We start from the raw sequence: 12,063 nt of genomic DNA on the forward strand, positions 1-12,063 counted from the left end.
TCACCGTATTCCAGGTTCCCGGACGCCGGGCAGACTCGCTTCGGTTCGGGCGCTACACCAACTTTCTCGACACTACCACCGTTCCACCCTCGAGCGCCTCTATACATCGCGTGTGATCGATACGGGCGAGATGCACGTTTCGCGCCGCATCTCCGCGGCCTTCAAAGATATCGAGGGCGGACAGATTTTGGGCGCGACCCGCGATTACAGCCATCGCCTTATCAATTTTGATCTAAGCGAAGAGACCGATGCCGATGTCCGCGCCGCGCGCGCTGTCATCGATGAGCGTCTGGATGAAGCGGCCGAGGCCTTTTATGGCGTGGCCGAGACCACGCCTCTCGATTGTGTGCCCAAGGTGTGCGATTACCTGCGCCAGATCGGTATGATCCGCCCGGTTGCTATCGACGACACCGAGCCCGTCGATATCACCAAGACCCCGCTTTTCACGCCGGCGCCGCGCAGCGTTATCCTGCAGGCCCTCTCGCGTGGCCTCACGCAGGCGGTTGTCGCCATCGGGTACGCGGCCATTCGCGGCTTTGGCATTTCCCATCCCACGGTGGGCGAGCTTCGCCGCGGCAGCGTGCCGGTGACGATTGATGCCCCCGGAACCGATCCCTCTCAGGCTTCTGCCGACGACGCGTACTATCTGGGAGCACTCCCGGTCTGTGAGGTCGAAAGCCTGATCGCCAACGACGAGGTGACCGAGACGGGCGAGCATGTGAACGCGCTCGATGTGGGCTACGGCCTCGTTACCGGCAGCGACGAGAGCAAGGCCATCGCCATGAGCGTCCTCGACCATTCGCTGCGCGTCGACGACGTTCGCTACCCCACACAGGATCAGGAGTTCGTGCTCTATCACATCGACGGTGTGGAAGCCACGGGCTTTATCAGCCATCTCAAGCTGCCGCACTACGTGACGTTCCAAAGCAAGCTCGATGCAGCCTTGCGCTCTATGAATCACGCCGAGGGACAGAAGGAGGACGGTTCTCGTGCAGCGCAACTATAACTTTGCCTTTTTGGACGAGGGCTCCAAGCGCGAGATTCGCCGCGCCATCTTGAAGGCCGTCGCCATTCCCGGATACCAGGTGCCGTTCGCCAGCCGCGAGATGCCCATCGGCCGCGGCTGGGGTACGGGTGGCCTGCAGGTCACGTTGTCGTGCATCGGTCCCGATGACGTGCTCAAGGTAATCGACCAGGGCTCGGACGCGAGCGTCAATGCCGTGTCTATTCGCAGCCTCGTGCACGAGACTACCGGCGTCGAGACCACCACGTCCACGGCGGACGCGACGCTCATCCAGAGCCGTCACCGTATCCCTGAGCGTCCGCTGCAGCGCGAACAACTCATGGTGCTGCAGGTTCCCATGCCAGAGCCCCTGCGCACCTACGAGGCGCGCGAAAGCGTGACGCGCCGTCTGCATGCCGAAGCTGAGTACACCGGGGCATATCTGGAGCTTTTTGAGCAGATCGTGCGCTATGGCTCCACGACTACCGGTGCCGACCATCCCGTGATGGTGCAGGATCGCTACGTTATGGCGCCGAGCCCTATTCCGCGTTTCGACAATCCCAAGCTCAACGATGCCGAGAATCTCTTTTTGTTTGGCGCCGGTCGCGAGAAGAAGATCTATGCCGTGCCGCCCCATACCAAGGTGGAGTCGCTCGCCTTCGAAGACCATCCCTTTGTGCGCGAGGATTTTGAAGGTAAGCGCTGCTGCATCTGTGGGGCGACGGGCGTCTATATGACTCAAACCATCGATCCCGTTACGGGCAAGAAGGCATGGCAGTGCTCCGATACCGATTATTGCGCAGAGCGTCTCGAGGAGGGCGGAAGCGATGAGTAAAGGCACGACGATGCTTCCCGCTACGGTTCATCATGAATTTAAGGATAAGGCTCCGGTTTTGTCCGTTCGCCATCTGGCCAAGCGTTTTGTCGTCGGCTGTGACTACTGCCGCGACCCGCATGCCAAGCTCGAGCGCAACATCTGTCCTGTATGCGGCACGGTGCACGCGGTGCGCGACATCTCGCTCGAGGTGCATCGCGGTGAGATTCTGGGCATTGTGGGCGAGTCTGGTTCGGGCAAGTCGACGCTCATGCAGTGCCTCTATTTCGACCAGGAGCCCACGGCGGGCGATATGCGTGTCGCTGCATATGATGGGGGCAAAGGCAACTGCTTTGACCTCTCTCGCCAGCAAAAGCGCCTTATTCGCGATGAGATTTTTGGCATGGTTTACCAAAACCCTTACCTGGGCCTGCGCATGAACTTCTCGAGTCTTTCCAATATCGCCGAGAAGCAGATCGCTGCCGGTATCCGTGACGTTTCCTCCATGGTCGATCGCGGCCGCGAGCTGCTTGATCGCGTGAACATCCCCTTGCGTCGTGAACAAGATCCACCGCGCGCGTTTTCGGGCGGTATGCAGCAGCGCGTGCAGATTGCCAAGGCGCTTTCCAACCGTCCTCCGCTGCTGTTCTTGGACGAGGTCACCACCGGTTTGGACCTTTCGGTTCAGGCGCGCGTGCTTGATCTTATCCTCTCGCTGCGTCGTGACCTGGGAGTCTCGATGGTTGTGGTGAGCCATGACCTGGGCGTGATTCGCCTGCTTGCCGATCGCACTATCGTGATGCTCGACGGGCAGGTCATCGAACATGGCTTGACCGATCAGATCATGCAAGATCCGCAGCACGCCTACACCCAAGAACTCGTCTATTCGCTTCTTTAGGAGGTTCGCCGATGTACGTCATCCGCAACGGAATCATTGTTCAGCCCGACCGCCTGCTCTTTGGCTATGAGCTTGTGGTCGAAGACGACAGGATCGCCGCAATTCAACGCCAAGGCAAATTCGATGCGACCGCCGCGGGAGCCGGCGTTATCGATGCTCATGGTGGCTATGTCACGCCTGGTCTTGTGGATATCCATTCCGACTATATCGAGACCGTTATCTCGCCGCGCCCGACGGTGCTCATGGACTTCTCGACGGCATTGTTCGAGGCCGAGCGTGAGCTCATCGCCCATGGCATCACCACAATGTATCACTCGCTTTCGGCATATGCGCAGGACATCATGGACGCCAAGCCGGTCCGGCGCTGGGAGAACACCGAGAAAATCATGGCGCTTATCGCCGGCTGCAAGCGCACCGAGGGACGAAACGCCCATCTGATTCGTCATCGCCTGCACCTGCGCCTCGAGGTCGATAACGTCAATCTGGTTGAGCAAGTTGAGGGGCATTTGCGCTCGGGCGAGGTGGACGAGCTTTCATTTATGGACCACACTCCCGGCCAGGGTCAATATCGCGATATCGAGATCTGGCGCAAGAGCGTTCGCGGCGATCACGAGCTGAGTGACGAAGAGGCGGAGCGGATCGTCGCCGCTCAGCAGGCGGCACCCAAGCTTTCCTTTGATCAGCTCAAATATCTTGCCGATGTTGCCTGTGAAAACGGCATTGCGCTGGCGAGCCACGATGACGATTCGGTCGAGCATCTGGATCTTATGCGTGAGCTCGGCTGCACGATCTCTGAGTTCCCGGTGAGTTTAGAGGTGGCGCGCGCTGCTCGCGAGCGTGGCATGTCGACCGTCATGGGAACACCCAACATCTTGCTGGGAAAGAGCCATTCGGGCAATCTTTCGGCGCGCGACGCCGTGTCCAACGGAGTGGCGAGCGTGCTGTGCTCCGATTACTATCCCACGGCAATGCTGCAGAGCGCCTTTGCCCTGCACCATGATTTCAAGCTGCCGCTTGAAGAGGCGTTTGCCATGCTCACCATCAACCCGGCGCGCGCCGTGCATGCCGACGACCAGATTGGCAGTCTGGAAGAGGGCAAGAAAGCCGATATTCTGGTCATTCGTGAGGTTGAGGAAGGCCAGCGCACCTATCCCGTGATCACGGCGACGCTGGTGGATGGCCGTGTGGTTTCGCGCATGTGGTATCCGGCGCTGCCGAGCATGTCTGCCCGTTTTGCCACCGATGCCGCGACGATCGCCGAGACCGCCGACCACGTGCCGGCAGCCGTGGTGGATACGGATGGATCGGAGGACAAGTAATGGGCGATTCAATCGAATCCTTTCAGCCTGATGCATGTCCACTCCTTGCGATCGAGGATCTTTCCAAGGGCTTTACCCTGCATACCGCCGACCGTCGCGTGCGCGGCTGTGAGCATATCTCGCTGAGCGTGCTGCCGGGCGAGTTCGTGGGCGTTACCGGCCGCTCGGGCTCGGGTAAATCAACGATTCTCAAGTGCATCTATCGTACGAATCTGCCGGAAAGCGGCCACATCGTGTACGATTCCGAGGCCTTTGGCCCGGTCGACCTTGCCACGCTCGATGAGCGTCGTGTGATCTATCTGCGCAACTACGAGATTGGCTATGTCTCCCAGTTCCTCGATGCCGTGCCACGTACCACGGCCCGTGAAATCGTGCGCGCGAGTGCCGCCGAGGCGTTTGCCGATGAAGATGCGATTGAGGAGGAGACGACGCGTATGCTCGAGCATTTCGACTTCCCCAAGCCCCTGTGGGACCTGTATCCCAACACGTTCTCGGGTGGTGAGAAGCTCAGACTCAACATCGCGCGCGCTATGGTGCGTCGTCCACGTCTATTACTGTTGGACGAGCCGACTGCCAGCCTCGATAACGCGAGCAAGGTCAGAGTCCGCGATTTGATTGAGCAACTCAAGGCCGGAGGTACTACGATGCTGGGGATCTTCCATGATTTGGAGTTTATGGAAGGCGTTTGCGATCGTGAGTACAACATGCAGATTGGTGGGTTTGTCCAGGCATAGGAGGGACGGATGCAAGAACATAGATCCGTGCAGGGGTCATTTGATCTGCATATGCATTCAGTTTATTCCGATGGTTCTCAATCGGTGCAGACATTGATTACCGAGGCTCGTGAGCGGGGTCTTTCGGGTATTGCCGTTACCGATCACGACAGTTTGCGCCAGCTGTCGTCCGTACGCGCCGAAGCCCGCAAGATGGGTTTTCCCGTGATTGCGGGTGTTGAAGCTTCTTGCATTGACGCGGAAACCGGACGCAAGATCCATATTCTTTGCTACGGTCTCGCGGCTACGGCGGATGAATCTGGTCCGCTTGAGCTCTTGGTAAACGAAACGCTTGCCCGCCGTACTGCCAACACTCTGTGGCAGGCATGGACGCTCGAGCGTACAGGGATAGCCCCCTGCGGGCGAAAAGCATCGGTGGCTGACGTGGTCGAAGTCTTGCGGGCAAGCACTGGTGTCTACAAACAGCACGTCATGCAGGCGCTTACGGGGTTGGGCTATCGCGATGGCGAATATCAGCGCGTGTATCGTCGGTTATTTAAAAACGGCGGTATTGCCGAGCGTGACATTTCCTATCCCGACGCACTTGCAATTGTGCGGGCTGCTCGCGAACAGGGCGGCGTGCCCGTGCTCGCACATCCCCAGCAGATGGACTCGTGGGGGGCTATCCCCGCACTTGTTAAGGCGGGTCTGATGGGCATCGAGGCGTTTCATCCCGATAACGATGCCGTTGCGACCGAAGAGGCCTTTAGACTTGCACGACAGTACGGAATCTTGTGCACCGGCGGTAGCGATTACCATGGGCGCTATGGCGCCCCCGAGTGCGTCGGGGCTTGTTTCATCACGCCGGATGAAGCCGGCGAGTCCGTTGCGCAGCTGTTCGACCAAGAACGCCTGCTTGCTTAGGGGGTCCAAAGATGACAGTTCGAACGGCGACTGTTGCCGATTCCGACGCGGTGTACGAGCTCATGTGCCAGCTTGAGGACACTCGATTTGACCGATTGACGTTCTGTAGGCGTTTTGGCTGGCAGCTTGCCCGTCAACCATTTTTCGCTTTTGTGCTCGAGGAGGATGACGTTGTCGGGTTTGTGAACGTGCGCGTCGAGCGGCAGCTTCACCATGAACACCCCGTGGCCGAGATTTGCGAGCTCGTGGTTGACAAGGGATACCGTGGTGGTGGACGCGGGACACTGCTGCTTGAGAGAGCCATTGCGTGTGCACGAGAGCAGGGATGCGAGGTTATCGAGGTGACCTCAAATGCCGCACGGTTGGATGCTCACCGGTTTTACGAGAATCACGGCATGAAGAGGACGCATACTAAATTCATGATGGGGCTGTGAGAACCCTTAAATGTATGTGCAATAACGCTTGCCAACTTTTTCAAAAATAGTTCTTGCGTTCGCGGCGGCGCTCCGTTATTCTAATTCCTGCACGCGGGCGTGGCGGAATTGGCAGACGCGTACGGTTCAGGTCCGTATGGGGGCAACCCCATGAAGGTTCAAGTCCTTTCGCCCGCACCATTAAATGAAAGAGCTCCCAGCAATGGGGGCTTTTTTGTTATGTGCCCATCGCAGGGACTTGAACCTGCGAAGGAGCGAGCGTAAAGAAAACGCGGAGCGTTTTTAGCGAGCTGGCGAGGACGCCGGCAGGCGGCCGAAGCCGGTGCGGATCCGCGAAGCGGATACGCGGACGTCCTTTCGCCCGCACCATTACATGAAAGAGCTCCCAGCAATGGGAGCTTTTTTGTTATGGGCCCATCGCGGGGACTTGGACCCGCGAAAGAGCGAGCGTAAAGAATACGCGGAGCGTTTTTAGCGAGCTGGCGAGTCCGCCGGCAGGCTGTTTTTACGGATCCAATGCCGATATTTCGTATGCCCGAAACCCCAGTGGGCAAAAAACGGCAAATATGAGTACTGTCACAAAGGCGGCAACATTTCTAGAGGTCTATTTTGTGATAATTACGCAACAGCTGTACGTTAATTTGATTCGGCTTTGAGACAAAGCGGCTCAATTTGGAAGGATCTCGGGTTCGACAGGGTGCTATTTTGCTAAATAGGCTGCTACTAAAATAGTGACAGTACTCATATTTGGTCTTTTTTGCCCACTGGCCCTGCCATCGGGCCTTTGGGGCCGTCCAGGACGGGTATCCTAGTGCCAATGTATGCCCAATAGAGGAGAAGCCATGCTGTTTTCCGGTATCATCGCCGCCCTTACCAGTCTTTTGATCCCTATTATCATTCTGTTGCTGCTGCTTCCCAACGCCTGCTATGTCGTTGAACAACAGCATGCCGTGATCATCGAACGTCTGGGCAAGTTTAACCGCATCGTCAACGCGGGCTTCCACATGAAGGTGCCCGTGATCGACCGCAAGGCCGCCACGGTGAGTCTGCGCACCATGAAAAACGGTTTTGGCATCGACGTTAAGACCCAGGACAACGTGACCATCGGCCTTGAGGTCTCTGCTCAGTACCACGTGAGCTATGACATGGGCGCCGGCCCGGCAGATTCGGGCATCTACAAGAGCTACTATATGCTGCAGGAGCCCGTCGACCAGATGCGTGACTTCATCACCGACGCTCTGCGCTCTTCGATTCCCGTCTACACACTCGATGAGGTCTTTGCCAAGAAGGATGACATCGCCAAGGACGTTAATGCCACCGTGTCCGAGCAGATGGCTGCCTACGGCTTCACCCTCGTGTCGACACTCATCACCAAAATCGCGCTGCCGACCGAGGTCGAGAACTCCATGAACGACATCAATGCCGCCCAGCGAAAGCGCGCTGCCGCGCAGGAGCTCGCCGAGGCCGACCGCATCAAGCGCGTCACCGAGGCGACCGCCGAGGCTGAGGCGATGGAAAAGGCGGGCGAGGGCATCGCCAACCAGCGCAAGGCCATCGCGCTGGGCATCAAGGATTCGCTCGAGATCATCCAGGAGACGGGAGTCGGTAACGACGAGGCCAACCAGCTGTTCATGTTTACGCAGTGGTCCGAGATGATGACGGAGTTCGCTCGTACGGGTAAAACCTCGACGGTCGTGCTGCCGAGCGATTTCTCGCAGTCGGCCTCGATGTTCGAGCAGATGCTGACAGCCAGCAAAGTTCAAAACGATTCGAAGGAGTAGACGCGCGTGAAATACACCGTCGTTTGCGTCGGTAAGCTCAAGGAGCGCTTTTGGAAGGACGCGTGCGCTGAGTACACCAAGCGCCTGGGTGCCTATGCCAAGGTCGATATCCGCGAGGTGGCCGATATCGACCCGGCCAAGGCGGGCGGTGTGGATACCGCACGTGACAAGGAGGGGGCGGCGATTCTTGCTGCCCTGCCGTCTCGAGCGCATGTGATCCTGCTGGCTATCGAGGGCAAGGAGCGTTCGAGTGAGGAGCTCTCGGCGCGGCTCGACGATCTTATGCTGCGAGGCAACAGCGACATCGCCTTTGTAATCGGCGGATCGGACGGCGTGAGTGATGAGGTGCGCGCCCGCGCCGACGAGATGCTCAGCTTTGGACGCATTACCTTGCCGCATAACCTGGCACGCGTGGTGCTGCTAGAGCAGATCTACCGTGCCTGCAAGATCAGTCGTGGCGAGCCGTATCACAAATAGGTCGGCAATACGAAACAATGGCGTGGGACAATAGCTTTCGTTTTGAAGAGCGTGTCTGAGAGGACTATGAGATATGAAGATTGGGTTTGTCGGTTTTGGCAATATGGCGAGCGCTATGGCCGATGGCTGGATCGCTGCCGGTGTAGCCGCGAGCGACATGTGCGCCTGCGCGGGTCGCTACGACGCACTGGTTGAGCGCTGCGAGGCGCGCGGCATGGTCGCCTGCCACGATGCCGCCGAGGTTGTCGCCGCATCCGATATCGTGGTCGCTGCGGTCAAACCGTACATGATCGAGAAGGTATTCGCCCCGCTCAAGGATGCTCTTGCCAAAAAGATCGTTCTGTCGGTTGCCTGGACCTGGGACAGTGCCAAGTGGGAGCAGGTCCTGCCGGGCGTCGCGCATATCTCGACGGTGCCCAACACACCGGTTTCGGTGGGCGAGGGCGTCATCGCTTGCGAGAAGGCTTCCACGCTTAGTGATGAGCAGAGCGCCGTGGTGCTTGATCTGCTTGGCAAGCTCGGTGCGGTGGTCGAGCTCGATACGAGCCTGCTGTTTGTGGGCGGCACGGTGGGTGGTTGCGCTCCGGCATTTGTCGCTATGGCAATCGAGGCCCTGGGCGATGCGGCGGTCAAGCACGGTATCCCGCGTGCCGATGCCTATCGCATTGTGAGCCAGATGGTGCTGGGTACGGCAAAGCTGCAGCTTGCAACTGGTCAGCATCCTGCGGCGATGAAGGATGCCGTATGCTCGCCCGGTGGTGCCACCATCAAGGGTGTCGTTGCGCTCGAGGACGCCGGCATGCGCAGCGCCCTGGTCAAGGCAATCGACGCAACTCTCCAGTAAAACCTGCCATTTAGGGACAGGTTTATTTTGGCAGGTTTTTCCTGCGGTTTTGTCGTATGTGCGAAAAGCGCCCCGCAACCGGATCGTTACCGGTTGCGGGGCGCTTGCGTTTGCCCAGATAAAACCGACCGAAATAAACCTGTCCCTTTTTGGCAGGTTAGTCCCAGAAGCTGTCTTCCTCATCCTCGGACTTGGGTCCGCGGTCGACGTACATCTTATGGGTACGCTTCTCCATTACAAAGGCAAGAATCGCAAATAACAGGATGCCGCCGGCGAAAAGGATGGCAAAACCGGTGCGGGTGCCAAACAAAAAGGAAAAAACTGCGTCCATTGGGTGCCTTCTTGCGTAGTTGAGTTGGGTCGTAAACGCTCATAAGTATATACTTGCCCATACATGTACAAGGTTGCAACCTAAATGGAATGTATATCGCCGGAGGATCTAATGCTTGATATCAAGTTTGTTCGCGAGAACCCCGATGCCATCGATGTCGCCATGGCTAACCGCCAGACGTCTTGGGATCGCGAGAAGTTCTTTGAGCTCGACGACGAGCGCCGTGCCGTCATCACCGAGGTCGAGGAGCTCCAGGCTACGCGCAATGCCGAGTCCAAGAAGATTGGCGCCCTGATGAAGGAGGGCAAGAAGGACGAGGCCGAGGCCGCCAAGGAGGCCGTGCGCGCCGTCAACGAGAAGATTGACGGTCTGGCCGAGCGCCGCACCGCTCTCGAGCAGGAGCAGTACGACTTCATGGCTCACCTGCCCAACATTCCGTGCGATGCCACCCCGTACGGTAAGGACGAGGACGAGAACATCGAGCGTCGCCGCTGGGGCACCCCGCGCGAGTTCGACTTCGACTTTAAGCCGCACTGGGATCTGGGCACCGATCTGGACATCCTCGACTTCGAGCGCGGCAACAAGCTCTCCGGCAGCCGCTTTACCGTTCTCGGTGGCGCCGGCGCCCGCCTGGAGCGCGCCCTCATCAACTTCTTCCTCGATACGCACACCAGCCGTGGTTTTAAGGAGTGGTGGCCACCCATCGTCGTCAAGCGTCAGACCATGTTTGGCACGGGTCAGCTGCCCAAGTTCGAGGACGACGCCTATCACGTCTCGGGTGACAACTTCCTGATCCCCACCGCCGAGGTCGTTCTCACCAACCTGCACGCCGGCGAGGTCCTCGATGCCGACACCCTGCCGCGCCGCTACACCGCCTTCACCCCCTGCTTCCGTGAGGAGGCCGGTTCCGCCGGTCGCGACACCCGCGGCATCATCCGTCAGCACGAGTTCGACAAGGTCGAGATGGTCAAGTTCGCTAAGCCGGAGGAGTCCGACGATGAGCTCGAGAGCATGACCGCCGAGGCCGAGTACCTGCTGCAGCAGCTGGGCCTTCCGTATCGCGTGATTAGCCTGTGCACCGGCGACTTGGGCTTCTCTGCCCGTCAGACCTACGACGTCGAGGTCTGGCTGCCGAGCTACAACGCCTACAAGGAGATCAGCTCCTGCTCCAACTGCGGTGACTTCCAGGCTCGCCGCGCCAACATCAAGTATCGCGACCCCGAGAACTTCAAGGGTTCGCGCTACCTGCACACCCTCAATGGTTCCGGCCTGCCGGCCGGCCGCACCATGGCCGCCATTCTGGAGAACTACCAGAACGCCGACGGCACCATCACGATCCCCGAGGTTCTGCGTCCTTACATGGGTGGTCTCGAGAAGATCGAGCCGGTCGCGTAAGTTGGCTGCATAGGGGATATGCAAGGGCGCTCCTTCGGGGGCGCCCTATTTCGTGCGCAGGTCCATACCATGCCGTGCGGACAGCTCAATAGAAAACACACGAACAGCTGTTCTGTATACAGCCATCTACCTGCTATGCTTTTGCTAAATAAGAGCGAGAGAAAGGGGACGCGATGGAGCTGTTTGATGATCGGGTGGTTTTGTTTGAGAGCGACGAGGGCGGGGAGTACCTGCTTGTAGCGTGTGAGCCGTCTGGCATGGGCGGCCTGGTGGTTCGACAGACGAGCGAGGGTCCGTTGACACAATGGTGCTTTGAGGAGTCGCCGCATGTGGTCGAGACCTTTGTGACGCACGAGGGACTTGTGGCGCTGGAGCACTTCTATGGAGTTGGGACTTCCAACCAGGTCGCGCGCATGCTGAGCATCTCGTTTGTCGATTATGATTGTGCCCAGCGGGTGAGATCGCTCCTGAGGGAACTTGATGCTAAGTTCGACGTGATCGAAAAGCCAATCGATCGTACGGGGAACGGCGGTATATGCGGAGCAGCGTGACAAAACTGCGTTCCACAAAAAAGTTTGAGATTGTGCTTGACTCCAATAAGCTAAAGTGGTTTTATATGTCTTGCGTTGCGGCGTTACCTCAGCTGGATAGAGGGTCTGACTACGAATCAGAACGTCATAGGTTCGAATCCTATACGCCGCACCAATTGAACTTGAAGCCTCCGGCAACGGGGGCTTTTCTTTTACGCCGGCACCGCACGGATTCGAACCTCGGTCGAGGCGCGGGCGTCAAGAAAACGCGGAGCGTTTTCAGCGAGCGGGCGAGTCCGCCGGCAGGCGGGCGAAGCCGGTGCGGATCCGCGAAGCGGATGCGCGGAATCCTATACGCCGCACCAATTGAGTTTTAAGCCTCCGGAAACGGGGGCTTTTCTTATATCGCGATGCACCGAAGATCGTGCCAAGCCCTCCAAATGAGTAAAAATCAAATTCGATAACTTTTTTTGAAAAAACGCTTGACCATTATTCAGTCTATGTGCATAATAATCAACAAGTCGCGGCGTTACCTCAGCTGGATAGAGGGTCTGACTACGAATCAGAACGTCATAGGTTCGAATCCTATACGCCGCACCA

13 protein-coding genes and 3 tRNA genes are annotated in these 12,063 nt (G+C 58.3%); 15 read left to right on the forward strand and 1 reads right to left on the reverse strand.

Annotation, left to right across the window (positions count from 1 at the left end):
- The 11 genes from PMX21_RS09220 to proC form a co-directional block, all read left to right on the forward strand.
- On the forward strand, nt 1–1,006 hold a 1,006-nt coding region (locus PMX21_RS09220), incomplete at its 5' end, for a carbon-phosphorus lyase complex subunit PhnI (RefSeq protein WP_271759208.1).
- Nucleotides 990–1,838 carry an alpha-D-ribose 1-methylphosphonate 5-phosphate C-P-lyase PhnJ gene (locus PMX21_RS09225; protein ID WP_215694895.1) on the forward strand — a complete coding sequence of 283 codons (849 nt, stop codon included), beginning with the start codon at nt 990–992 and terminating at the stop codon, nt 1,836–1,838. The genes PMX21_RS09220 and PMX21_RS09225, both read left to right, overlap by 17 nt.
- Entirely contained in the window at nt 1,831–2,715 is an 885-nt protein-coding gene (locus PMX21_RS09230; RefSeq protein WP_271759209.1) for an ATP-binding cassette domain-containing protein, read from the forward strand. Before PMX21_RS09225 ends, PMX21_RS09230 begins: the two co-directional genes overlap by 8 nt.
- An 11-nt stretch (nt 2,716–2,726) precedes the next feature.
- Nucleotides 2,727–4,034, forward strand: a complete 1,308-nt coding sequence (gene phnM / locus PMX21_RS09235) for a phosphonate metabolism protein PhnM (protein ID WP_271759210.1) — start codon at nt 2,727–2,729, stop codon at nt 4,032–4,034.
- On the forward strand, nt 4,034–4,768 hold the full coding sequence (locus PMX21_RS09240; protein ID WP_271759211.1) for a phosphonate C-P lyase system protein PhnL: 735 nt from the start codon (nt 4,034–4,036) through the stop codon (nt 4,766–4,768). The genes phnM and PMX21_RS09240 overlap by 1 nt, the downstream gene beginning before the upstream one ends.
- Nucleotides 4,769–4,777: 9 nt before the next feature.
- Nucleotides 4,778–5,671, forward strand: coding sequence for a PHP domain-containing protein (locus tag PMX21_RS09245; protein ID WP_271759212.1), 894 nt, complete (start codon nt 4,778–4,780; stop codon nt 5,669–5,671).
- 11 nt (nt 5,672–5,682) lie between these two features.
- Nucleotides 5,683–6,105 carry a GNAT family N-acetyltransferase gene (locus tag PMX21_RS09250; RefSeq protein WP_271759213.1) on the forward strand — a complete coding sequence of 141 codons (423 nt, stop codon included), beginning with the start codon at nt 5,683–5,685 and terminating at the stop codon, nt 6,103–6,105.
- A gap of 93 nt (nt 6,106–6,198) precedes the next feature.
- A tRNA-Leu gene (locus PMX21_RS09255) sits at nt 6,199–6,285 on the forward strand.
- 662 nt (nt 6,286–6,947) lie between these two features.
- Nucleotides 6,948–7,886: an SPFH domain-containing protein gene (locus tag PMX21_RS09260; RefSeq protein ID WP_215694900.1), complete on the forward strand. Its 939-nt coding sequence runs from the start codon at nt 6,948–6,950 to the stop codon at nt 7,884–7,886.
- Nucleotides 7,887–7,892: 6 nt separating this feature from the next.
- Nucleotides 7,893–8,363: a 23S rRNA (pseudouridine(1915)-N(3))-methyltransferase RlmH gene (gene rlmH / locus PMX21_RS09265; protein WP_271759214.1), complete on the forward strand. Its 471-nt coding sequence runs from the start codon at nt 7,893–7,895 to the stop codon at nt 8,361–8,363.
- A gap of 73 nt (nt 8,364–8,436) precedes the next feature.
- The gene (gene proC, locus PMX21_RS09270) at nt 8,437–9,207 is read left to right on the forward strand and encodes a pyrroline-5-carboxylate reductase (RefSeq protein ID WP_271759215.1); all 771 of its coding nucleotides are present in this window, start codon (nt 8,437–8,439) and stop codon (nt 9,205–9,207) included.
- A gap of 157 nt (nt 9,208–9,364) precedes the next feature.
- Here the strand turns inward: proC and PMX21_RS09275 are convergent, their stop codons facing one another.
- Nucleotides 9,365–9,538 (reverse strand): DUF6724 family protein, encoded by a 174-nt coding sequence (locus PMX21_RS09275; protein WP_006235069.1) that lies wholly within the window; start codon nt 9,536–9,538, stop codon nt 9,365–9,367.
- Nucleotides 9,539–9,649: 111 nt separating this feature from the next.
- Here PMX21_RS09275 and serS point away from each other — a divergent pair, with 111 nt between their 5' ends.
- The 4 genes from serS (at nt 9,650) to PMX21_RS09295 (ending at nt 12,063) form a co-directional block, all read left to right on the forward strand.
- Nucleotides 9,650–10,933: a serine--tRNA ligase gene (gene serS, locus PMX21_RS09280; protein WP_055309648.1), complete on the forward strand. Its 1,284-nt coding sequence runs from the start codon at nt 9,650–9,652 to the stop codon at nt 10,931–10,933.
- 173 nt (nt 10,934–11,106) lie between these two features.
- On the forward strand, nt 11,107–11,484 hold the full coding sequence (locus PMX21_RS09285) for a hypothetical protein (RefSeq protein ID WP_055309649.1): 378 nt from the start codon (nt 11,107–11,109) through the stop codon (nt 11,482–11,484).
- A 77-nt stretch (nt 11,485–11,561) separates the two neighbouring features.
- Nucleotides 11,562–11,638 (forward strand) — tRNA-Arg (locus tag PMX21_RS09290).
- 348 nt (nt 11,639–11,986) lie between these two features.
- Nucleotides 11,987–12,063: transfer RNA gene (locus PMX21_RS09295), tRNA-Arg, on the forward strand.

Origin of the sequence: Collinsella aerofaciens (assembly GCF_028209885.1) — a bacterium.
Classification (GTDB): domain Bacteria; phylum Actinomycetota; class Coriobacteriia; order Coriobacteriales; family Coriobacteriaceae; genus Collinsella; species Collinsella aerofaciens_BA.

What these genes read in the sequence shown, in the direction of transcription:
- PMX21_RS09260 (WP_215694900.1), top strand. Translation starts at nt 6,948, where the DNA reads ATGCTGTTTTCCGGTATCATCGCCGCCCTTACCAGTCTTTTGATCCCT.
- PMX21_RS09250 (WP_271759213.1), top strand. Translation starts at nt 5,683, where the DNA reads ATGACAGTTCGAACGGCGACTGTTGCCGATTCCGACGCGGTGTACGAG.
- PMX21_RS09275 (WP_006235069.1), bottom strand. Translation starts at nt 9,538, where the DNA reads ATGGACGCAGTTTTTTCCTTTTTGTTTGGCACCCGCACCGGTTTTGCC.
- PMX21_RS09245 (WP_271759212.1), top strand. Translation starts at nt 4,778, where the DNA reads ATGCAAGAACATAGATCCGTGCAGGGGTCATTTGATCTGCATATGCAT.
- proC (WP_271759215.1), top strand. Translation starts at nt 8,437, where the DNA reads ATGAAGATTGGGTTTGTCGGTTTTGGCAATATGGCGAGCGCTATGGCC.
- PMX21_RS09240 (WP_271759211.1), top strand. Translation starts at nt 4,034, where the DNA reads ATGGGCGATTCAATCGAATCCTTTCAGCCTGATGCATGTCCACTCCTT.
- PMX21_RS09230 (WP_271759209.1), top strand. Translation starts at nt 1,831, where the DNA reads ATGAGTAAAGGCACGACGATGCTTCCCGCTACGGTTCATCATGAATTT.
- phnM (WP_271759210.1), top strand. Translation starts at nt 2,727, where the DNA reads ATGTACGTCATCCGCAACGGAATCATTGTTCAGCCCGACCGCCTGCTC.
- serS (WP_055309648.1), top strand. Translation starts at nt 9,650, where the DNA reads ATGCTTGATATCAAGTTTGTTCGCGAGAACCCCGATGCCATCGATGTC.
- PMX21_RS09285 (WP_055309649.1), top strand. Translation starts at nt 11,107, where the DNA reads ATGGAGCTGTTTGATGATCGGGTGGTTTTGTTTGAGAGCGACGAGGGC.